The following is a 20,265-nucleotide window of genomic DNA, read 5'->3' on the forward strand; positions in this document are numbered from 1 at the left end:
GCCCGACACAATCCGAAGCCATGCAATACATCCCACCCAACTACGCGACGCTCTTCGTTGCCACGTGCAACCTGCTGAATCTCGCGAACCCGCACCGCGTGTATTACGAGAACCAGGACGCCTACGACGAGCGCGAATACGACCGCAAGATCGGCTGGATCGGCGAGCGCTTTCACGCGCTGAATGCCGATGTACTGGCGGTGCAGGAGGTCTGGGACGAGAGCGCGCTGAAGGCTGCCATCGGGCGCAGCGGCCTGCGTTATGACTTCGTTTCGGTACCGGGCGCCGAGAACACGCCGCCGCACAACGGTGCACAAGGCACGCCGCGGGTCGGCATTGCCACGCGGCTGCAGGTGGACCATGCGCAGTCCTTCGTCGACTTTCCGGCCGGCTTCGGCGTCGATGTGCCCGGCTTGGGCCCGCACACGCGCTTCGAGCGCCCGCCCTTCCTGGTCACGCTGCGCATGAAGCATGGGCAGCAGGTGCACGTGCTCACGGCGCACCTCAAATCCAAGCGTCCGAAGTTTTTGCAGGACGCACAAGGCAACCACCTCGAGGACCGGGAAGACCGCAAGGTGGGCGCCATGGCTTCGCTGCGCTCGCTCGTCATGCGCGGCGTTGAAGCGGCTGCCCTGCGCTGCATCGTGATCGACCTGCTGCAGGGCACGGACACGCCGCTGGTGGTGATGGGCGACTTCAACGACGAGCCGCACAGCGTGACCACGCAACTGGTGGCCGCCACTTCCGATGTGGCCTACGACAAGGCCGCGCGCGATGTGGCGCTGTTCAACGCCTACGAGATGCAGGGCGAATCGGCGCTCAAGAAAGACGTGGCCTATTCGCACATCCACCAGGGCTTTCCGGCGGTGCTCGACCAGATCTTCGTGAGCGAGGAGTTCGTTGCGGCCAGCCGGCGCAGCCTTGGCGACGTGCGCCGGGTCGACTATTTCAACGACCACCTGCACGAAGGGCGCGACCGTTCACGCTCGGACCACGGTTTTGTGCGGGCGCTGCTGAGGCTGCGCACCGATTGAGCGTCGGCCGCAACGAAGCTCGGTCAGAGCTTCGAAACCCGCACCATCGCGTCGGCCCGCTTGTGCAGGTCTGGCAGCAGTTCCAGGCCGAGCCCGGGCTTGTCGTTCAGGCTGATCATGCCGTTCTCCACCTTCGGCAGCTCGGTAACGAGCTCCTTGTACCAGCCGGTGAAGAAGGCGCGCACGCTCTCCTGGATGAGCGCGTTCGGCGCATGCAGGCTCAGGTGCGTCGACGCGGCCCAGACCACGGGGCCGGTGCAATCGTGCGGCGCCACCGGCAGTTGCCAGGCATCGGCCATGGCTGCGATCTTGCGCGCTTCGGTAAGGCCGCCGCACCAGCTCAGGTCGAGCATGGCCACGCCGGCCACTCCGGTCTGCAGGTAGTCCTTGAAGCCCCACTTGTAGCTGAGCGTCTCGCTCGCGCAGATGAGCGCATCGCAATCCTTCGCGTACTGCTTGAGCAGGTCGAGGCTGTCCATGCGGATCGCGTCTTCGTGCCAGAAGGTGTCGAACTCCTTCAGCGCACGGGCGATCTTTGAGCCATCGGTAGGCGCCACAGGCTGTGGAACTCGACCATGATGTCCATCTTGCTGCCGACGGCGTTGCGGATCTTTCGGAATGGCTCCAGTGCGGTGTCGAGATCGGCATTGCTGATGTACTGGCCGTGGCTCTTTTCCGCGGCCGGGTCGAAGGGCCAGATCTTCATGGCCGTGATGCCTTCGGACAGCAGCGATTCGGCCAGTTCGTCGGCATGATTCAGGAAGCCCTGCAGGTCTTCGTAGGGCCCGTTGTTGTTGGCCAGGCCCCAGTTGGAGCTGGTCTGGTTGGTGGCGCTGCGGATGTACTGGTAGCCGGCACAGGTGTTGTAGATACGGATCGCATCGCGGCTCTTGCCGCCCAGGGCGGTGTGCACCGGCATGTTGGCGGCCTTGCCGAACAAGTCCCACAGCGCAATGTCGATGGCCGAGTTGCCGCGCGTTTCCACGCCCGACCCACGCCAGCCCAGGTAGCCGGTGATGTCGCGGTTGCGCGCCTCGATCTGCAGCGGATCGGTACCGAGCAGCTTCAGCGCCGCCCATTCATGCAGATAGGCTTCGACCGCCTCGGCGCCCATGAAGGTTTCGCCAAGGCCGACCAGGCCCTCGTCGGTGTGCAGGCGCACCCACACGATGTTGGGAAACTCGCCCAGGCGGATGGTTTCGACTTCGGTGATCTTCAATTTTTGAAACTCCACAAGAAAAAGGGCCGCGGCAGCTTGCGCTGCGCGGCCCCGATACCACGTCAGGAATCGATCAGCCGCCGCGCGCCTTCTTCAGCGCGTCGGTCACCACGCCCACGGCTTCGGCGCCGATGTTGGGCACGTTCTTGTCGTACACGGGCTTCACCTTGTCCAGCATGCGCTTCTGCTCGGCCGGCGACACGTCGTTCACCGTCATGGTCTTGCGCAGGTTGGCAAGCGCCTTCTCGTTGAGCGCGCGATTGGCTTCGCGCTGGACCTTCTGGCCTTCCTTGGCGGCTTCGCGCAGCACGGCCTGCTCTTGCGGGTTGAGCTGGTCCCACAGTTTCTTGCTGTAGAGAATGAGGAAAGGCGTGTAGGCATGGCGCGTCACGCTCAGGTACTTCTGCACTTCACTGAACTTCGAGGTCTCGATGGTCACGAAGGGGTTTTCCTGGCCGTCGATGGTGCGGGTTTCAAGTGCGGTGAACACTTCGCCAAAGGCCATAGGTACGGCATTGGCGCCCAGCGTCTTGAACGAGTCCAGGAAGATGTTGTTCTGCATCACGCGCAGCTTCACGCCTTCGAAGTCCTCGGGCTTGGCTACCGGCTTCTTGCTGTTGGTCAGGTTGCGGAAGCCGTTCTCCCAGTAGGCCAGGTTCACCAGGCCCGCGGCTTCGAGCTTCTTGTTGAAGTATTCACCGGCTGGGCCGTCGAGCACCGCATCGGCCTCCTTCTCGTTCGCAAACAGGAACGGCAGGTCGAACGCGCCGAGCTCCTTCACAATGCCGACCAGCGGCGAGCTGGAGGTGCACACCATTTCTTGCGTGCCGGCGCGAAGCGCCTGCGTGGCCGGCAGGTCGCCGCCGGCGGCGCCGCCCCAGAAGGCGACGATCTTCATCTTGCCGCCGGTCTTGGCGGCCAGCACCTCTTGCATCTTCTTGACGCCCACGCCCACCGGGTGGTCTTCGTTCACGCCATTGGTGAACTTGATGGTGCGCTCGGCAAATTGCGCAATGGCACCGGTCGATGCCAGCAGGCCGCCGGCCACGAGGGCGGCGGTCATCAGGGTTCTGCGGAACAACATGGTTTGTCTCCTTCGATTGAGGTTGAATGAACTGACGAAAAAAGCAACTAGCGACCCATCCACCACTGGAGCGGAACGGTCACGATCTGAGGGAAGAACACCAGCGTGAACAACACGACCAGGTGAGCGATGAAGAACGGCATCACGCCCTTGAAGGCGTCGTCCATCGAGATGCGCGCCACGCCGCTCACCACGTTGAGCACCGTACCCACGGGCGGCGTGATGAGGCCGATGGCGTTGTTCATGATGAACAGCACGCCGAAGTACACCGGATCGATCCCGGCCTTGAGCACCACCGGCATCAGCACGGGCGTAAGAATCAGCACGGTGGGCGTGAAGTCGAGCGCGGTGCCCACGATGACGATGAGCACCATCATCACGAACATCAGCAAGACCTTGTTGTCCAGGAACGGCTCGAGCAGCGACACCACTTCGCCCGGGATGTTGGCTACCGTGATGAGCCACGCGCTCACCATCGCGGCCGCCACGAGAAACATCACCACGGCGGTCGTCTTGCCGGCGGCCAGCGTGAGCCGGTACAGGTCTTTGAACTTGAGCTCGCCGTAGACGAAAAGGCCGACGATCAGCGAATAGACCGCCGCCACCACCGCCGCTTCGGTCGGAGTGAAGATGCCGAACTTCATGCCGCCGATGATGATGAGGGGCAGCGCCAGCGCCAGGCTGCCCTGCGCCGTGACCTTGAGCCGTTCGCCCCAGCCCACGCGCGGCGCGGACTTCACGTCCTCCTTCTTGGCGACGATCCACCAGGCGATGCCCACGGCGACGCCCATCAGGATGCCCGGCACGATGCCGGCCAGAAACAGCTTGGTGATCGACACGTTGCCGGCCACACCGAACACGATGAGACCGATCGACGGCGGAATGACCGGCGCGATGATGCCGCCCGCGGCAATCAGGCCGGCCGAGCGATCGAGCCGGTAGCCGGCTGCCTTCATCATGGGAATCAGCAGTGCGGCCAGCGCGGCCGTGTCGGCCACGGCAGAGCCCGACAGCGACGCCATGATGATGGCCGCCAGCACCGCCACGTAGCCCATGCCGCCCCGGTAGTGACCGACCCACGCCATCGCCAGGTTGACGATGCGCCGGCTCAGTCCGCCGGCGTTCATGAACTCGCCGGCCAGAAGGAAGAACGGTACGGCGAGCAGCGGAAAGTTGTCGGCGCCGTCGACGAAGCGCTGCGCAATGATCTGGCTGTCGAACGCCGGCAGGCCACCGGTGTAGGCAAGCCAGCCCATCAGCGATACGCCGCACACCAGCAGCGAATACGAAATTGGAATACCCAGCGCCATTGCACCGAGCAGCGACACGATGAAGATGGTGACTGTCATTGCGCCACCTTGCCGTGTGCGGACACTTCGAGCACTTGCTCTTCGGATTCCATGACCTGAATCAACTCCTGCTCCGGGACCCTTCCGCGGAACAGCCGCCACAGCTTTTCGATATTGAAGATGCCCATGACCACGGCAACCACGTAGCCGATGCCGTAGATCCAGATCATCGAGATGCCGACCACCGGAGATATGTTGGTGACTTGCAGCTCGTGCATTTCATACGTGCCCATGAGGAACAGCACGTTGCAGAACAGCATGAGCGACTGGCTCATGAAGAAGCAGAACTTCTTGCCGCCCAGCGGCAGCCGCTTGATGAGCGTGTCGACGCCCAGGTGCGCGCCTTCGCGCATTGCCACCATGGCACCGATGTAGGTGAGCCAGATGAAGCAGTAGCGCGACATCTCGTCGGACACAGAGATGCCCGAGTTGAAGCCGTAGCGAAGCACCACGTTGCCGAACACCATGACGACCATGGCCACCATGCACACCACTACCAGGAATTCCAGCACACGGAAAAATCCATCGATCACCCTATTCATGAGTCCATCTCCTTTTTGCTTCTGCTGTTGTTATGAATCTTTTGCTCGCTAGAGCGGAAACGCCTTGAGCCTGGTGGCCGGACGGCTGATGCGCGGGAGCTTCTTGCGCGAGGCGAGCACCTGCTCGATGTCGTGGCGCGCACCGTCGATCAGCACCAGCACGGCTTTTTCGGCGCGTGCGGAGTCTCGCGCAATCACGGCGTCGAGCACCGCGCGATGCAGCGGCAGCGAACTGGCGGGCCCGTTCTTGCGGCTGGTCGATATTTCGAAGCTCGTGCGCAGCAGCGCCCCCAGCGCGCGGCTCATCTGCACCAGCATGCGGTTGTGGCTGGAGCGGATGAGCCCTTGATGAAAACGCAGGTCGGGCGTGATGTAGTCGCCGCCGAACTCGATGGCGCGCTTCATGCCCGCGTAGGCTTCCTCCATGTCGGCGATGTCTTCGGCCGTGGCGCGCAGAGCGGCCAGCCCCACGGCGGCGGGCTCGACCACGCGGCGCAGGTCCTGCAGGTCGCGCAAAAACTCGGCCGACAGGCCCGCCTCGGTCTGCCAGACGATCACGTCGGCATCGAACCAGTTCCACTGGTCCGCCGGCTGCACACGCGTGCCGACCTTGGGCCCGCTGGTGACAAGCCCCTTGGCAATCAGCGACTTGATCGATTCGCGAATCACGGTGCGGCTGACGCCGAGCTCCTCGCACAGAAGAGGTTCCGGCGGAATGGACGCGCCAGGCGCATAGCGGCCAGCGACGATGTCGCTTCCGATGCGGTCGACGGTATTGCCGTGAACGTTCTTGATCATGCGTGCCTGTTGTTTGTCTTTGTTGGGTTTTCTTGCTCTTGCTTCTTGGCGTTAATGACCGGCCGCGCACACCGCCAGCCACTCGAAAACCCTGAACGCCGTGACAGCGTCTCACGCTTATCATATGATGATTGAAAACGCATTTCGGCAGGAAAAACCCTGACCTGCCGGCACACTTCCAGTTACCCGGAGACAAGCGATGACCACCCCGCCGAAGAAGAAAAATCCCGAAGACCTGCGCAGCCAGCAATGGTTCGGCCGCAATGACCGCGACGGCTTCATCTATCGAAGCTGGATGAAGGGCAAGGGTGTGCCGCACGACCAGTTCGACGGGCGTCCGGTCATCGGCATTTGCAACACCTTCAGCGAACTCACGCCCTGCAATTCGCACTTCCGTACGCTTGCCGAGCAAGTGAAGATCGGCGTGTACGAGGCAGGCGGTTTTCCCGTCGAGTTTCCGGTCATGTCGCTCGGCGAAACGCTGCTGCGCCCCACGGCCATGCTGTACCGCAACCTTGCGAGCATGGACGTGGAAGAAAGCATTCGCGGCAACCCGCTCGACGGCGTGGTGCTGCTCATGGGCTGCGACAAGACCACGCCCGCGCTCATGATGGGCGCGGCCAGCGTCGACCTGCCGACCATCGGTGTCTCGGGCGGCCCCATGCTCTCGGGCAAATGGCGCGGCCAGGAACTGGGCTCGGGCACCGGCGTGTGGCAAATGAGCGAGCAGGTGCGCGCCGGCACGCTCAAGCTCAAAGACTTCTTCGAAGCCGAGAGCTGCATGCACCGCAGCCACGGCCACTGCATGACCATGGGCACCGCAAGCACCATGGCCTGCATGGTCGAATCGCTCGGCATCGGCCTGCCGGGCAATGCGGCGTATCCGGCGGTCGACGGCCGCCGCAACGTGCTGGCGCGCATGGCCGGCCGCCGCATCGTCGACATGGTCCATGAAGACCTCAACATGTCGAAGATCCTCACGCGCCAGGCCATCGAAAACGCCATCAAGGTCAATGCGGCCATCGGCGGCTCGACCAACCTGGTGATTCACCTGCTGGCCATTGCGGGCCGCATCGGCGTCGATCTTTCGCTCGACGACTTCGACCGGCTGGCTTCCGAGTTGCCCTGCCTGGTCGACCTGCAGCCCTCGGGCCGCTTCCTGATGGAAGACTTCTGCTACGCGGGCGGCCTGCCGGTGGTCATCAAGGAGATTGCGGAGCACCTGCACAAGGACGCCATCACCGCCAACGGCCAGACGCTGTGGGACAACGTGAAGGACGCCGAAAACTACAACCCGCAGGTGATCCGTCCGCTGGCAGAGCCCTTCAAGGACAAGGCCGGCATCTGCGTGCTGCGCGGCAACCTCGCGCCCAACGGCGCCATCATCAAGCCGAGCGCCGCCACGCCCGAACTGCTGGTGCACAAGGGCCGCGCGGTGGTGTTCGAAAACGCCGACGACCTGCACAAGCGCATCGACGACGAGAACCTGGACATCGACGAGCACTGCGTCATGGTGCTGAAGAATTGCGGTCCGCGCGGCTATCCCGGCATGGCGGAGTCGGGCAACATGCCGCTGCCGCCGAAGGTGCTGCGCAAGGGCATTACCGACATGGTCCGCATCAGCGATGCGCGCATGAGCGGCACGGCCTACGGCACGGTGGTTCTGCACACGTCGCCCGAAGCCGCCGCGGGCGGCCCGCTCGCGCTGGTGCAGGACGGTGACATCGTCGAGCTCGACGTGCCCAACCGCAAGCTGCACCTGCACGTGAGCGACGAAGAACTGGCCAAGCGGCTCGAAAAATGGGTCGCGCCCAAGGCGCCGCTCGATTCGGGCTACTGGAAGCTCTATGTCGACACGGTGCTGCAGGCCGACCAGGGGGCCGACCTGGCCTTCCTGCGCGGCCGCCGCGGAAGCTTTGTGCCGCGCGACAATCACTAGGATGACAAGACTGGTAGCCATCGACTGGGGCACGAGTTCCCTGCGCGGCGCATTGCTCGACGCGGGTGGCAAGGTGCTCGAAGAGCGGAGCGACACGCGCGGCATTCTCAAGGTGCCCGCGGGCGGCTTTCCTGCGGTGTTCGATGAGCTGTTCGGCGACTGGATGCAGCCAGAAGGCACACGCTGCCTGATCTCCGGCATGGCCGGCAGCAAGCAGGGCTGGGTCGAGGCGCCGTATTGCGCCTGCCCCGCAGGCCGCGTCGAAGTGGGCCGCAAGATCATCGACATCGATGCGCGGCCGGGTTCGCGCATTGCCATCGTGCCGGGCCTCAGCGACGAGCACGACGGCGTTCCCGATGTCATGCGCGGCGAAGAAGTGCAGATCTTCGGCGCCATGGCATTGATGGATGTCGACAAAGGCGTCTTCGTTCTGCCGGGAACCCACAACAAGTGGGCCACGGTCAAGAAGGGCCGCGTCACGGGCTTTCGCACCTTCATGACCGGCGAGTTCTATGCGCTGCTGAGCCAGCATTCGATTCTTGCGCGCACGCTTGCCGTCGATGCACCGCTCGACGAAGCCGCTTTTGTGCAAGGCGTTACCCGCGCCGACAACGGCCAGGGCTTGCTGCACAACGCTTTCGGCGCACGCACGCTGGCGCTGTTCGAACGCATGCCCACGCAGGAGCTTGCGAGCTATCTCTCGGGCCTGTTGATCGGCGAAGAGCTGCGCACGCAATCGCTGCATGCCTTCGGCGAAGTGGTGCTGATCGGCTCCCCTGCGCTGACGCAGCGCTACACGCTCGCGCTGAGCGCCACCGGCACCGCCACCCGCACGCTCGGCGCCGAAGCCACCTGGGCCGGGCTGCACGCGCTGTCCGGTTTTCTCGACGCAGACAGAACACCCTCATGACGACTCCCCAAGAAAAATTCGACGCCGCGATGCGCGAGCTGCCGCTGGTCGCCATCCTGCGCGGGCTCACGCCGCCCGAGGCCGCCGATGTGGGCGACGCGATCGTCGAATCGGGCTTCCGGCTGCTCGAAGTGCCGCTCAATTCGCCCAAGCCCTACGCCAGCATCACGCTGATGCGCACGCGCTTTCCGCAAGCGCTCGTGGGCGCCGGCACGGTGCTCGATGCGCAGCAGGTGCGCTATGTGCATTCGGCCGGCGGCGAGCTCATCGTCTCTCCCAACTTCAACGCCGAAGTCATCGCCGAAGCGGTGCGGCTCGGCATGGTCTGCCTGCCCGGCGTGATGACGCCGACCGAAGCCTTCGGCGCACTGGCGGCGGGCGCGACCGGGCTCAAGCTCTTTCCGGCCGAACTGGCTTCGCCCGCGGTGGTGAAGGCATTGCTCGCCGTGTTGCCCACCGGCACGCCGCTGATGCCCGTGGGCGGCATCACGCCAGCCAACATGGCCGAGTGGCGCGCGGCTGGCGCGTCCGGCTTCGGCATCGGATCGGCGTTGTACAAGCCGGGCAAGCAAGCCTCGGAGGTGCGCGCCGATGCTCAGAGGTTCGTTGCGGCCTATGCGGGTGCAATCCACGCCTGAAGCACTTTTTTCTTTCAACCACATCCACGAGGCCCCGTCGATGTCCGCAGATTCAGACTACGCCAGCCCCGCCGTGCGCAAGTTGCGCGAAGACCTTGCGCTCGCATTGCGCGCAGCCGCACACCACGGCCTGTCCGAAGGGGTCTGCAACCATTTCAGCGTGATGCTCCCGGGCGCGCAAGACCGCTACCTGATCAACCCTCGCGGCCTGCACTGGAGCGAGATCGGGCCCGACGACATCGTTCTGATCGACGTGCACGGCGAGGTGCTTGCCGGCCGCCACCGGGTGGAACCGACCGCCCTCTTCATCCACGGCGCGGTGCACCGCATTACCGGCCACGCCGTCGTGCTGCACTGCCACATGCCCTACGCGACCGCGCTCACGCTCACGGTCGATCGCGCGCTCGATCCCACGCTGAGCCAGAACGCCATGCGCTACATGAACCGCATCGCGATCGACGCGGTGTACAACGGGCTCGCGCTCGACGATGCCGAGGGCGAGCGCATCGCACGCGCCATGGTGGGAAAAGACGTGGCCTTTCTCGCGAACCACGGCGTCGTCGTGGCGGGCGCCACCATTGCGCACGCTTACGACGATCTCTACTATCTCGAACGCGCAAGCCTGCACCAGGTGATTGCGCAATCGACCGGTCGCCCGCTGGTTCCTGTCGACCCCGAGATGGCCGCCCACGCAGCCGCGCAAATCCAGGGCGAACGCGAGCAGTCCGACCTGTTCTTCGAAGCGCTCCGGCGCATGCTGCCTCCGCCACACGGCTGACGTCCGTTCGGCCGGTTCCGGCCACGGCACAGGGCGCCTAGGATGGCGGAACGGCTGCGCAGCGGCTTACAGCTCTTTATCGGATTTCGCTCCAGCCTTACAAAGCGTTCACATGGAGCCACGACGATAGGGCTTCCAACCACTCCATTGGAGTTGCCATGAAAAAGCTCATCTTTGCAATCAGCGCCGCTGCCCTGCTCTCGCTGACCGCCCTCAGCGCTCCGGCCCAAGCCCAGACCGGCGGCCGCTTCATTCAGGCCCAGGTGTATGTCGTGCCCGCGCCGCCGCCGCCGCGCCATCACTACTATGCTCCGCCGCCTCCGCGCCACCACTACTACGGCCCGGGCTACCACCGCGGCCACGACCGCTACGAGCACCGCCGGCATCGCCATTGGGAAGAGCGCCGCTACGGCCGCAGGGACTACGACGGCGACGGCGTTCCCAACCGCTACGACCGCCGGCCCGAGAACCCCTACCGCTATTGATTTCGCGGGCCGGGCCTTGCCTGGGCCCGAGCCGGCTCAGGCTTGTGCCGCCACGCGCCGCAGCAGGTTTGCGGGCGAGCGCGGCCAGCCGACGCGGCCGAACCACGCGCCGCCTGCAATTGCCGACGCGATGACGATGCCGTACACCACCAGCGCCACGCCTTGCGCGGCGAACACGCCGGTCAGCCCGCCGCCCCAGCGCAACGCCAGCCAGCCGCCGATGCCGGCCACGGCCAGCCGCGCGATGTTGCCGAGCACGGGCCACAGCAGGCGACCTGCTCCCTGCGAAGCAAAGTACAGCACCAGGCCCACACCGAAGAAGCCGTAGAGCGGCCCCACCACGCGCAAGTAGTGCGCGCCGGTTTCGAGCATGGCGGGGTCATTGCCGAACAGCAGCAGCCAGGGGCGCGGAAACAGCGCCGCGGCTAAGCCGATGGTTTCGGTCAGCGCAAAAGCCAGCGCGGCACCGGCCCATGTGGCGCGCAGCGCGCGTTCGCGCTGGCCGGCGCCCATGCAGGTGCCCACCATCGCGACCAGAGGCGCGCCAAGTCCGAACACCAGCGGCACCAGCAAATATTCGAGCCGCGATGCGGTTCCGTAGCCCGCCAGTGCGCCTGAACCGAAATGGCCGGTCAGTGCAGTGGCAATGCCGATCGACAGGTTGGTTGCCACCGTGGACACCGCACCCACCAGCCCGATGCCCAGGATGTTGCGGAACAGCGGCCAGCGCAGCTTCAGCGCGGCGAGCGTCGGGCGCAGCAAGCTGCGCGGCGAGCGCAGGTACACGATGAGCGCCGCCGAGCCCAGCAGGTAGTACAGCAGCAGCGCCATCGCGCCGCCCGCAATGCCCATGCCCGGCAGCGGACCCCAGCCGAAGATCAGCAACGGCGATGCGGGAATGAGGAACACCACGCCCGCCACCGTTACGTTCGCCGGCACCGCCATGTTGCCGGTGCCGCGGATGATGGCCGACAGCGAGTTGAAGAGCCACACCAGCACCGCGCCCGCGAACACCCAGTTCGAGTACGTCAGCGCCGCCTCGAGCGCGGCACCGGTGCCGCCCATGATTCCGTACAGCCAGCGCCCGCCGGCCAGCAGCGCGAGCGAGAAGAGCAAGCCGAAGCCGATGGCAATGACTACCGCGTGCCACACCAGCGCGTCGGCATCATCGCGGCGGCGCGCTCCCAGCGCGCGTGCAATGGACGAGGCAATGCCGCCGCCCATGGCGCCGCTCGACGTCATCTGCATCAGCATGACGATGGGAAACACCAGCGCCATGCCCGCGAGCGCATCGGTGCCCAGCTTGCCGACGAAGTAGGTTTCGATGAGCCCGACGGAAGCCTGCGCCACCATCACGAGCACATTGGGCGCGGCCAGGCGCAGGAGCGTCGGCACGATGGGCGCTTCGAGCAGCCGCCGCGTGCGCGGATCGAGTTCCTGGTTCATTCATCGACCCCTGTGCCTTGCACGCGGTGCGCACTCATGCGGCCGCCAGCTTCGAACGCACGAGCCGCGCTTCGCGGATCGGCAAGTGCACCAGCGCGGCACCGGCGGCGAGCGCGATGTCGATGTACCAGACGATGTCGTAGTTGCCCGTGGCCTGGAAGACGTAGCCGCCCAGGAACGCGCCCAGGAAGCCGCCGACCTGGTGCGCCAGCATCACGATGCCGAACAGCATTGCCATGTTGGCCGGCCCGAACATCTTGGCGACCAGGCCCGCGGTCGGCGGCACGGTCGACAGGAAGGTCACGCCCATCACCGCGGCAAACACCAGCATCACCGCGGTCGTCTTCGGCGCCAGCAGGAACACCAGCACGGCGATACCGCGCGTGGCATAGACCAGCGACAGCAGCGACTTCATGCGCCAGCGCCCCACGGCCCAGCCCATGGCCAGGCTGCCGACAATGTTGAAGAGCCCGATCATCGCCAGCGCCCAGCCGCCGACTTCGGCCGGCAGCCCGCAGGCTGCGACGACACCGGGCAGGTGCGTGGTCAGAAAGGCGACGTGAAAGCCGCAGACCAGGAAGCCCAGGCTCAGGTAGCGGTAGCTGGGCGTCGCGAGCGCCTGGCCGATGGCCTGGCGCGCACTCAGCGGCTTGGTGCCCGATGCGGCCGCCGAGGCCGCGGCCATGGCGTTCGAATTGCCCTTGAGCACCCATGCGGCCGGCAACGCCAGCAGCACCAGTACGCCGAGCCACTGCATCGCGCCAGCCCAGCCCACCGCCGCCGTCAGGCCGACGGCGATCGGCGCCATCGCGAACTGTCCGAAGGAGCCACCGGCATTCACCATGCCGGTGGCCAGGCCACGCTTGTTCGCCGGCACCAGGCGCGTGGTCGCGGCCATCAGCACCGAAGGGCCCGCCATGCCGGCGCCGCCGGCCGCCAGCACGCCAATGGCGAAGATCAGGCCGGCCGTGCTCGTCATGAGCGGCGTGATGAGCGTGCCGATGGCCACCAGCAGCACGCCGATGAACACCACGCGCCCGGTGCCGATACGGTCGGCCACGGCCCCCGCGAAGGGCTGCGTGAGGCCCCACCAGAGCTGCCCGAAGGCGAAGGCGAGACTGATGCTGCCGATGCCGAGTGCGGTCGAGGTGTTGAGTGCCGAGAGGAACAGTCCCATCGTCTGGCGCACGCCCATCGTGAGCGCGAAAGCGCCCGCGGCCGCCAGCAGCACGAGCCAGAGCGCATGGCGCCGTACAGAGGTTTCATTCATCGCGGGCTCCTGTTGGGTCTTCCGGCTGTGCATCGCCCAGCCCGGCACGCTGCAGCAATTCCAGGCTTTCGTCGAGAAGGGCATGCAGCGCCAGCACGCGCTCCGTGCCGAGGATGTCGTTGAGCGCCAGCTGCGCGCCGCGCCACAAGCGCTGCGCCTCGGCCCGCTTTTCGCGGCCCGCGTCGGTGATCGACAGCATGCGGCTGCGCGCATCGGGGCCTTCGGTCTGCACCAGGAAGCCCGCCGCCAGCATCGGCTTGAGATTGCGCGTGAGCGTGGAGGCGTCGACGTTCATCTCACGCGCCAGGTCGACCGGGCGCAGCGGCCCGAAGTGCAGCACATGCGAGAGCAGTGAATACTGCGTGGTCTTGAGCCCGCTGGGCGCAACGTGCGCGTCATACAGGCGCGACGCCAGCCTGGAGAGCCGCCGCAAGCGGAAATTGGTACATCCCTGGGGCTTCAGCTGAGGGGGCTTCAGAGCGGTGTTCATTTTTTGATTGTAGCTACAATAATTGCATCTACAACCATCAAGGAGATTTCATGTCCGAGCCCCACTCCATCGACGCCTGGATCGCCCAAGAGGCGGAGATCGTCCAACGCCTCGATGCGGGACCCGGCCCCGGCCTGGCACGCCCCGAGCAGATCGCCGGCAAGACCGGGCTGCAGATGATGGAAGCGATGCTGCGCGCCGAAATCCCCTACGCCGCCATCGCCAAGACGCTCGACTTCACGCTTCTTTCGGTGAGCCCCGGCGTGGCCGTGTTCCAGGGCACACCGCTGCCACAGCATCTGAACCCACTCGGCACCATCCATGGCGGCTGGGTTGCCACGCTGCTCGATTCGGCGCTGGGCTGCTCGGTCCACACCATGATGCCGGTCGGCCGCGCCTACACCACCGCCGAGCTGAGCGTGAACTACGTGAAGGGCCTCACGCCCAAGGTGCAGCGGGTTCGAGCCGAGGGCAAGGTCATTCATTGCGGCCGGCAACTGGCCACCGCCGAGGCGCGGCTTTTCGGACCGGACGGCACGCTGTACGCACACGCCACCACCACCTGCCTGGTGTTCGAGATGCCTTCTCCCCGGTAAGCCGGGCCGCCGCCATGCCATCCACGCCCCTCGACCCCGGCCTTGCTCCGGCCTTCAAGACTCTTCTTTCGGAGAGATACAGCTGCCGGGCCTACCTTGCAGAACCCGTCGTGCGCGAAACCATCGACACGATCCTGCAGATGGCGCAGCGCACCGCCTCCTGGTGCAACTCGCAGCCATGGCAGGTGATCGTGACCAGTGCCGAAGCCACCGAGCGGCTGCGCCAGGCCTTCGATTCGGACGAAGCCGCAACCGATGCCGCCTTCGACATCGCGCCTCCGGCGGAATACCGCGGCGTGTACCAGGAGCGCCGCCGCGAATGCGGTTTTCAGCTGTACGAAAGCGTCGGCATCGCGCGCGGCGATCGCGAGGCTGCGGCGCGGCAGGCCAAGGAGAACTTCAGGTTCTTCGGGGCACCGCACCTGGCCCTCGTGACCACCGAGGCAGTGCTCGGCACCTACGGCGCGCTGGATTGCGGCGCCTATGTCGGCAACTTCATGCTGGCGGCACGCAGCCTGGGCGTGGCCAGCATCGCGCAGGCGGCCGTGGCGTCGCGCTCGAGGTTCCTGCACCGCTGGTTCGAGATTCCGGACGACCGCCAGATCGTCTGCGGGATCTCGTTCGGCTATGAGGATCCGTCGCACCCGGCCAACCGCTTTCGCACCACGCGCGCAGCGCCGGGCGAGGCTTGTCAATGGGTGGATTAACCGGCGCGGCCCGGTGCTTCTTGTAAGTGCAAGGACGTAAAACCGCCTCAATGGCAGTGATAATGATTCGCATCGTTGCCATGCGGCCGCGATGCTTCTCTCGAAACCTGTCCCTGCACCTGGAGGATCCTTCATGACCGACCGCCTCGGCGTTCAAGGCCGCGCCGCCCGCGCATTGCTCGGCGTCTCCGCCGCCTGGCTGGCCGCTGCCGCCCTGCCTGCCTTCGCCGCCAACGACGAACTCACGCTCTACACAACGCGTGAACCCGCGTTGATCCAACCGTTGATCACGGCCTTCAGCACGCAGACCAACATCAAGGTCAACACCGTGTTCGTGAAGGACGGCCTGCTGGAGCGCGTCAAGGCCGAAGGCGCACGTTCGCCGGCCGACGTGCTGATGACGGTGGACATCGGCAACCTGATGGACCTGGTGGACGGCGGCGTGACGCAGCCGGTGAAATCGGCCGCGCTCGAATCGGCCATTCCCGCCAACCTGCGCGGCGCCGATGGGCAGTGGTTCGCGCTCTCGCTGCGCGCGCGCGTGCTCTACGCCGACAAGAACCAGCCGCTCACCCGCTTCAGCTATGAAGACCTGGCCAACCCGAAGTGGAAGGGCAAGGTCTGCATCCGCGCAGGCCAGCACCCCTACAACACGGCGCTGATCGCATCGATGATCGCGCATGACGGCGAAGCCAAGACCGAACAGTGGCTGCGTGGCGTCAAGGCCAACCTGGCCCGCAAGGCCACCGGCGGCGACCGCGACGTGGCGCGCGACATCCTGGGCGGCATCTGCGACATCGGCCTGGCCAACTCGTACTACGTCGGCCAGATGAAGAGCGCCAAGGAAGGCACTGACGCACGCAAGTGGGGCGACGCCATCAAGGTGATCCGCCCGACCTTCGCGGGTGGCAAGAGCGGCGGCACGCACGTCAACATCAGCGGCGCGGCCGTGGCCAAGAACTCGCCGCAGCGCGCCAACGCGGTCAAGCTGCTCGAGTTCCTCGTGTCGGAGCCGGCGCAATCGCTGTACGCCCAGGCCAACTACGAATACCCGGTGCGCAAGGGCGTGGCGCTCGACCCGATCATCGGCGAGACCATCGGCGAGCTGAAGGTCGACCCGCTGCCGCTCACCGACATTGCCAAGTACCGCAAGCAAGCCAGCGCGCTCGTGGATAAGGTCGGCTTCGATCAGTGATGAACACGGCCGGGCACGCCTTGCCGGTGCCTGAATGCTGATCGCGCGGAGGCGGTTGCCGGGCCTGCACGCTGCAGGCCCGCTCTGGCGCAGCGCCTCGTTCGCAATTGCCGTCGGCGTGCTTGCGCCGGTGCTCACGCTCGCCTGGCTCGCGTTCGGCTCCGGCGTGGCGCACTGGGGGCCGCTGTTCGCGCACGTGCTGCCGCAGGCGGCGCTCAATACGGCCGTGCTGCTCGCAGGTGTCGGCGTGCTGGTGCTGGTGATCGGCACCGGCTGCGCCTGGCTGGTCACGGCCTGCGACTTTCCGGGGCGTCGCGTACTGCACTGGGCACTGCTGCTGCCGCTGGCCATGCCGACCTACATCGTCGCCTTCGCCTACCTGGACCTGCTGCACCCCATCGGCCCCGTGCAGGGTGCGATCCGCTGGGCCCTGGGCTTCGACAGCCCACGCCAGTTCCGCCTGCCCGACCTGCGCTCGATGCCCGGTGCAATCTTCGTGCTGGGCTTTGTGCTCTACCCGTACGTCTACATGACGGCGCGCGCGATGTTCATGACGCAGCCAGCCCACTTGATGGAAGCCGCCCGCACGCTGGGCGAAAGCCGGCGCGGTGCGTTCTTTCGGGTGGCGCTGCCGCTGGCACGTCCGGCGCTTGCCGTGGGGCTGAGCCTTGCGCTGCTCGAAACGCTCAACGACATCGGCGCCTCCGAATTCCTGGGCGTGAACACGCTCACCGTGGCGGTCTACACCACGTGGATCACGCGCTCCGACCTGGCCGGCGCGGCGCAGATTGCCTGCGCAATGCTGTTCGTGGTGGTGGCCCTGGTCTGGCTCGAACGCAACGGCCGCCGGCATCAGCGTTTCGGCTCAACGCAGCGCATGCGCCCGATGCAGCCGCGCCGCCTGCACGGCTGGACGGCATGGCTGGCCACCGCCACCGCCGCGTTGCCGGTGATGATCGGATTCGCGGCGCCTGCTCTCTACCTCGTCTGGGAAAGCAGCAAGCGCCTGCGCCAGGGCGGCGGCATTTCGCAAGGCCTGCTCTCCAGCCTCGGCAACACGCTGGCACTGGCCGCGGGCGTGACCGTCGTCGCCGTGGCCGCCGGGCTGGTGGTGGCATGGGCGGCCCGCAGCCAGGGGTCGCGGCCCAACCGCGCGCGCTGGCAGGCACGCGTGGCCGCGCTGGGCTACGCAGTGCCGGGTACGGTGCTCGCCATTGGCCTGCTCACGCCCGCGCTGGCATTCGACGCCGCATTGGCAAACACGTTCGGCCTCGCGGGCCTGCCGCTGATGGGCGCGGGTGTGGTGCTGGTGGTGGCCTGCGCCATCCGTTTTCTCGCCATGCCGGTGGGTGGCATCGAAGCCGGGCTCGCCCGTATTCCGCCGGCCATCGAACAGGCCTCGCGGCTGCTGGGTGAAACCACCGGCGGCACGCTGCGCCGTGTGCATCTGCCGCTGCTGCAGCCCGCCATCGCTACGGGGGCGCTGCTGGTCTTTGTCGACGCCATGAAAGAGCTGCCCGCCACGCTGCTGCTGCGTCCCGCCAATTTCGACACGCTGGCCACATGGCTCTATGCCGAGGCCGCCCGCGGCACGTACGAGGAAGGCGCCATTGCCGCGCTGGCCATCGTCGCGGCCGGGCTGCTGCCCGTGGTGCTGCTGGCACGCAATCAACTGGGCACGCCATCGGCCTTGCCCGGTCCGGACAAAACATGAGTTCCCCTCTTTCCCTCGAGTCGATCCAGCTCGCCTACGAAACACCGCGCGGCCTGCACACCGTGGTGAACGACTTTTCGCTGTCCCTGGCCGCGGGCGAAATAGCCTGCCTGTTCGGCCCCTCGGGCTGCGGCAAGACCACCGTGCTGCGGGCCATCGCCGGCTTCGAGCCCGTGCGCGCCGGCACGATCCGGCTCGGCGACGTGCTGCTGTCTTCGACCCAGGTGCACCTGCCGCCCGAGCAGCGGCGCGTCGGCATGATGTTCCAGGAGTACGCGCTGTTTCCTCACCTCTCGGCAAGCCAGAACGTGGCTTTCGGCTTGCGCCGCGCGGGCCGCGTGCAGCAGCAGTCGCGCACGGCCGAAATGCTCTCGCTCGTCGGCCTCGCGGACGCCGGTGAACGCTTTCCGCACGAGCTCTCTGGCGGCCAGCAGCAACGCATTGCGCTGGCCCGCGCGCTGGCGCCTTCGCCCGCGCTGCTGTTGCTCGACGAGCCTTTTTCGAACCTCGATGGCGGCACGCGCGAACGCCTGACGGCGGAGGTGCGCGGCATTCTCAAGCGCGCCGGGCAGACCGCCATCCTAGTCACCCACAACGATGCCGAAGCCCATGCCATGGCCGACCGCATCGGCGTGATGCACGCAGGCCGCATCACGCACTGGCTGGACACCGCCAAATAGCACAAGGCGCCCATTCGGCGAATGGGCTTTTCGGGAAAAGGTTGTTCGGGATCGCAAGAATGCGGCGCTCCCACCTTCCTATTTTCCGGAGCACGCCAATGGCCCAACCCCTTACCCTCGTCAGCCACCTGCTGTGCCCCTATGTGCAGCGCGCAGCCATTGCCCTGGCCGAGAAGAACGTGCCTTTCGAACGCGTGGTGATCGACCTCGCGGACAAGCCGGACTGGTTCATTGCGATCTCGCCGCTCGGCAAGGTTCCGCTACTGCGCCTTCAGCGGCCTAGCGGCGGCGAGGCAGTGCTGTTCGAAAGCAACGTGATCTGCGAATACCTCGAAGAAACCCAGCCGGGCCCGCGCCTGCATCCTGAAGACCCGCTCACCCGCGCCGAGCACCGCGCGTGGATGGAATTCGGCTCGGCCATATTGGGCGACCTGTGGGGCTACGAGACCACGCGCGATGCCGAAGTGTTCGAGCAGAAGCGCCTGGCGCTCGCCGCCAAGTTCGAACGCGTCGAAGCGGCGCTGGGCGCCGGCCCGTACTTCGCGGGCGAAAACTTCAGCCTGGTCGATGCGGTCTTCGCGCCCGTCTTTCGCTACTTCGAGGTGTTCGACGAGATCAGCGACTCGCACATCTTCGATGCCCTGCCCAAGGTGAATGCATGGCGCAAGGCCCTGGCCGCGCGGCCCAGCGTGCGCAGCGCGGTGGTGCCGGAGTATCCGCAGCACCTGCGCGAATTCCTGAAGAAGCACGAGGCGCACTTGCTCACGCTCGCGTAAAACCGACAATCGAATCCTTCCCACAACAACGAACAGGCACCCACGAGATGCGACTTCTCCACACCATGCTGCGCGTCGGCAATCTCCAGCGTTCCATCGACTTCTATACGAAGGTGCTGGGCATGAACCTGCTGCGCACCTCCGAGAACCCCGAGTACAAATACAGCCTCGCTTTCGTCGGCTATGGCAACGGCAACCCCGACCAGGCAGAGATCGAGCTCACCTACAACTGGGGCACCGAAAGCTACGAACTCGGCACGGCCTACGGCCACATCGCGCTCGGCGTGCCCGATGCCTATGCAGCCTGCGAAAAGATCAAGGCGGCCGGCGGCAACGTCACGCGCGACGCCGGCCCGGTAAAGGGCGGCAGCACCGTGATCGCTTTCGTGACCGATCCGGACGGCTACAAGGTCGAGCTGATCCAGGAAAAGTCGAAGGCCTCCGGCGACAAGGCAGAAGCCGCCGCAGACGCTTTGCGCGCACCTTGATCAGCCGCCGCAATGAGTGCCGGCCACCGGGCCGGCACCGCCAGGTTGCAAGCAACCGTAAGAAACGCGAGGCCTGGAATGCGCGGGCGAATTAACGAGACAAAATAGCCGCCTTCGCAGGGGCGAC

At 66.0% G+C, this 20,265-nt stretch carries 20 protein-coding genes and 1 pseudogene; 13 read left to right on the forward strand and 8 right to left on the reverse strand.

The genetic code is table 11. From position 1 onward, the window contains the following. The first annotated feature begins 20 nt into the window (after positions 1–20). Complete coding sequence (locus M0765_RS01235) at positions 21–1,034, forward strand: endonuclease/exonuclease/phosphatase family protein (RefSeq protein ID WP_258501532.1); 1,014 nt, start codon at positions 21–23, stop codon at positions 1,032–1,034. A gap of 23 nt (positions 1,035–1,057) precedes the next feature. Here M0765_RS01235 and M0765_RS01240 read toward each other — a convergent pair. The 5 genes and pseudogenes from M0765_RS01240 to M0765_RS01260 form a co-directional block, all read right to left on the reverse strand. Beyond that, positions 1,058–2,253 (reverse strand): annotated as a pseudogene (locus M0765_RS01240) (mandelate racemase/muconate lactonizing enzyme family protein). Between the two features lie 73 nt (positions 2,254–2,326). After that, complete coding sequence (locus M0765_RS01245; protein WP_258501533.1) at positions 2,327–3,337, reverse strand: TRAP transporter substrate-binding protein; 1,011 nt, start codon at positions 3,335–3,337, stop codon at positions 2,327–2,329. A 47-nt stretch (positions 3,338–3,384) separates the two neighbouring features. Further along, the gene (locus tag M0765_RS01250) at positions 3,385–4,686 is read right to left on the reverse strand and encodes a TRAP transporter large permease (RefSeq protein WP_258501534.1); all 1,302 of its coding nucleotides are present in this window, start codon (positions 4,684–4,686) and stop codon (positions 3,385–3,387) included. Beyond that, positions 4,683–5,228, reverse strand: a complete 546-nt coding sequence (locus M0765_RS01255) for a TRAP transporter small permease (RefSeq protein WP_258501537.1) — start codon at positions 5,226–5,228, stop codon at positions 4,683–4,685. The genes M0765_RS01250 and M0765_RS01255 overlap by 4 nt, the downstream gene beginning before the upstream one ends. Positions 5,229–5,276: 48 nt before the next feature. Further along, positions 5,277–6,026 carry a FadR/GntR family transcriptional regulator gene (locus M0765_RS01260; protein WP_126746203.1) on the reverse strand — a complete coding sequence of 250 codons (750 nt, stop codon included), beginning with the start codon at positions 6,024–6,026 and terminating at the stop codon, positions 5,277–5,279. Between the two features lie 199 nt (positions 6,027–6,225). Here M0765_RS01260 and M0765_RS01265 point away from each other — a divergent pair, with 199 nt between their 5' ends. The 5 genes from M0765_RS01265 to M0765_RS01285 all read left to right on the forward strand — a co-directional run bounded on the left by M0765_RS01265 (position 6,226) and on the right by M0765_RS01285 (position 10,776). Next, a complete protein-coding gene (locus tag M0765_RS01265) occupies positions 6,226–7,965 on the forward strand; it encodes an IlvD/Edd family dehydratase (RefSeq protein WP_258501538.1) in 1,740 nt (579 codons plus the stop codon). 1 nt (position 7,966) lies between these two features. Further along, positions 7,967–8,875 (forward strand): 2-dehydro-3-deoxygalactonokinase, encoded by a 909-nt coding sequence (locus tag M0765_RS01270; RefSeq protein WP_258501539.1) that lies wholly within the window; start codon positions 7,967–7,969, stop codon positions 8,873–8,875. Beyond that, positions 8,872–9,513, forward strand: a complete 642-nt coding sequence (locus tag M0765_RS01275; RefSeq protein ID WP_258501540.1) for a 2-dehydro-3-deoxy-6-phosphogalactonate aldolase — start codon at positions 8,872–8,874, stop codon at positions 9,511–9,513. The genes M0765_RS01270 and M0765_RS01275 overlap by 4 nt, the downstream gene beginning before the upstream one ends. Before the next feature lie 40 nt (positions 9,514–9,553). Beyond that, positions 9,554–10,291 (forward strand): aldolase, encoded by a 738-nt coding sequence (locus M0765_RS01280; RefSeq protein ID WP_126746207.1) that lies wholly within the window; start codon positions 9,554–9,556, stop codon positions 10,289–10,291. 158 nt (positions 10,292–10,449) lie between these two features. Further along, complete coding sequence (locus tag M0765_RS01285) at positions 10,450–10,776, forward strand: hypothetical protein (protein ID WP_258501542.1); 327 nt, start codon at positions 10,450–10,452, stop codon at positions 10,774–10,776. 36 nt (positions 10,777–10,812) lie between these two features. Here the strand turns inward: M0765_RS01285 and M0765_RS01290 are convergent, their stop codons facing one another. The 3 genes from M0765_RS01290 to M0765_RS01300 are packed head-to-tail and all read right to left on the reverse strand — an operon-like array spanning position 10,813 to position 13,982. Beyond that, on the reverse strand, positions 10,813–12,222 hold the full coding sequence (locus M0765_RS01290; protein ID WP_258501543.1) for an MATE family efflux transporter: 1,410 nt from the start codon (positions 12,220–12,222) through the stop codon (positions 10,813–10,815). Between the two features lie 34 nt (positions 12,223–12,256). Continuing rightward, positions 12,257–13,492 (reverse strand): MFS transporter, encoded by a 1,236-nt coding sequence (locus M0765_RS01295; protein WP_258501544.1) that lies wholly within the window; start codon positions 13,490–13,492, stop codon positions 12,257–12,259. Next, positions 13,485–13,982, reverse strand: a complete 498-nt coding sequence (locus tag M0765_RS01300) for a MarR family winged helix-turn-helix transcriptional regulator (protein ID WP_258501546.1) — start codon at positions 13,980–13,982, stop codon at positions 13,485–13,487. Before M0765_RS01300 ends, M0765_RS01295 begins: the two co-directional genes overlap by 8 nt. A gap of 50 nt (positions 13,983–14,032) precedes the next feature. On the opposite strand from M0765_RS01300, the gene M0765_RS01305 reads away from it, so the two are divergent. The 7 genes from M0765_RS01305 (at position 14,033) to gloA (ending at position 20,138) form a co-directional block, all read left to right on the forward strand. Next, on the forward strand, positions 14,033–14,578 hold the full coding sequence (locus M0765_RS01305; protein ID WP_126746212.1) for a PaaI family thioesterase: 546 nt from the start codon (positions 14,033–14,035) through the stop codon (positions 14,576–14,578). A 14-nt stretch (positions 14,579–14,592) separates the two neighbouring features. Continuing rightward, a complete protein-coding gene (locus tag M0765_RS01310; RefSeq protein WP_258501547.1) occupies positions 14,593–15,285 on the forward strand; it encodes a nitroreductase in 693 nt (230 codons plus the stop codon). A gap of 133 nt (positions 15,286–15,418) precedes the next feature. Beyond that, positions 15,419–16,480 carry a Fe(3+) ABC transporter substrate-binding protein gene (locus M0765_RS01315; protein WP_258501548.1) on the forward strand — a complete coding sequence of 354 codons (1,062 nt, stop codon included), beginning with the start codon at positions 15,419–15,421 and terminating at the stop codon, positions 16,478–16,480. A gap of 34 nt (positions 16,481–16,514) precedes the next feature. Continuing rightward, positions 16,515–18,194 carry an ABC transporter permease gene (locus tag M0765_RS01320; protein WP_258501550.1) on the forward strand — a complete coding sequence of 560 codons (1,680 nt, stop codon included), beginning with the start codon at positions 16,515–16,517 and terminating at the stop codon, positions 18,192–18,194. Next, on the forward strand, positions 18,191–18,874 hold the full coding sequence (locus tag M0765_RS01325; RefSeq protein WP_258501552.1) for an ABC transporter ATP-binding protein: 684 nt from the start codon (positions 18,191–18,193) through the stop codon (positions 18,872–18,874). Before M0765_RS01320 ends, M0765_RS01325 begins: the two co-directional genes overlap by 4 nt. 98 nt (positions 18,875–18,972) lie before the next feature. Next, positions 18,973–19,650 (forward strand): glutathione S-transferase family protein, encoded by a 678-nt coding sequence (locus tag M0765_RS01330; protein ID WP_258501554.1) that lies wholly within the window; start codon positions 18,973–18,975, stop codon positions 19,648–19,650. A gap of 47 nt (positions 19,651–19,697) precedes the next feature. Next, positions 19,698–20,138, forward strand: a complete 441-nt coding sequence (gene gloA / locus M0765_RS01335; RefSeq protein ID WP_258501556.1) for a lactoylglutathione lyase — start codon at positions 19,698–19,700, stop codon at positions 20,136–20,138. Positions 20,139–20,265: the final 127 nt, after the last annotated feature.

Source organism: Variovorax sp. S12S4 (genome assembly GCF_023195515.1).
Classification (GTDB): domain Bacteria; phylum Pseudomonadota; class Gammaproteobacteria; order Burkholderiales; family Burkholderiaceae_C; genus Variovorax.

What these genes read in the sequence shown, in the direction of transcription:
- M0765_RS01320 (WP_258501550.1), top strand. Translation starts at nt 16,515, where the DNA reads ATGCTGATCGCGCGGAGGCGGTTGCCGGGCCTGCACGCTGCAGGCCCG.
- M0765_RS01255 (WP_258501537.1), bottom strand. Translation starts at nt 5,228, where the DNA reads ATGAATAGGGTGATCGATGGATTTTTCCGTGTGCTGGAATTCCTGGTA.
- M0765_RS01270 (WP_258501539.1), top strand. Translation starts at nt 7,967, where the DNA reads ATGACAAGACTGGTAGCCATCGACTGGGGCACGAGTTCCCTGCGCGGC.
- M0765_RS01295 (WP_258501544.1), bottom strand. Translation starts at nt 13,492, where the DNA reads ATGAATGAAACCTCTGTACGGCGCCATGCGCTCTGGCTCGTGCTGCTG.
- M0765_RS01235 (WP_258501532.1), top strand. Translation starts at nt 21, where the DNA reads ATGCAATACATCCCACCCAACTACGCGACGCTCTTCGTTGCCACGTGC.
- gloA (WP_258501556.1), top strand. Translation starts at nt 19,698, where the DNA reads ATGCGACTTCTCCACACCATGCTGCGCGTCGGCAATCTCCAGCGTTCC.
- M0765_RS01260 (WP_126746203.1), bottom strand. Translation starts at nt 6,026, where the DNA reads ATGATCAAGAACGTTCACGGCAATACCGTCGACCGCATCGGAAGCGAC.
- M0765_RS01315 (WP_258501548.1), top strand. Translation starts at nt 15,419, where the DNA reads ATGACCGACCGCCTCGGCGTTCAAGGCCGCGCCGCCCGCGCATTGCTC.
- M0765_RS01285 (WP_258501542.1), top strand. Translation starts at nt 10,450, where the DNA reads ATGAAAAAGCTCATCTTTGCAATCAGCGCCGCTGCCCTGCTCTCGCTG.
- M0765_RS01265 (WP_258501538.1), top strand. Translation starts at nt 6,226, where the DNA reads ATGACCACCCCGCCGAAGAAGAAAAATCCCGAAGACCTGCGCAGCCAG.
- M0765_RS01330 (WP_258501554.1), top strand. Translation starts at nt 18,973, where the DNA reads ATGGCCCAACCCCTTACCCTCGTCAGCCACCTGCTGTGCCCCTATGTG.
- M0765_RS01245 (WP_258501533.1), bottom strand. Translation starts at nt 3,337, where the DNA reads ATGTTGTTCCGCAGAACCCTGATGACCGCCGCCCTCGTGGCCGGCGGC.
- M0765_RS01300 (WP_258501546.1), bottom strand. Translation starts at nt 13,982, where the DNA reads ATGAACACCGCTCTGAAGCCCCCTCAGCTGAAGCCCCAGGGATGTACC.
- M0765_RS01280 (WP_126746207.1), top strand. Translation starts at nt 9,554, where the DNA reads ATGTCCGCAGATTCAGACTACGCCAGCCCCGCCGTGCGCAAGTTGCGC.
- M0765_RS01325 (WP_258501552.1), top strand. Translation starts at nt 18,191, where the DNA reads ATGAGTTCCCCTCTTTCCCTCGAGTCGATCCAGCTCGCCTACGAAACA.
- M0765_RS01250 (WP_258501534.1), bottom strand. Translation starts at nt 4,686, where the DNA reads ATGACAGTCACCATCTTCATCGTGTCGCTGCTCGGTGCAATGGCGCTG.
- M0765_RS01305 (WP_126746212.1), top strand. Translation starts at nt 14,033, where the DNA reads ATGTCCGAGCCCCACTCCATCGACGCCTGGATCGCCCAAGAGGCGGAG.
- M0765_RS01275 (WP_258501540.1), top strand. Translation starts at nt 8,872, where the DNA reads ATGACGACTCCCCAAGAAAAATTCGACGCCGCGATGCGCGAGCTGCCG.
- M0765_RS01290 (WP_258501543.1), bottom strand. Translation starts at nt 12,222, where the DNA reads ATGAACCAGGAACTCGATCCGCGCACGCGGCGGCTGCTCGAAGCGCCC.
- M0765_RS01310 (WP_258501547.1), top strand. Translation starts at nt 14,593, where the DNA reads ATGCCATCCACGCCCCTCGACCCCGGCCTTGCTCCGGCCTTCAAGACT.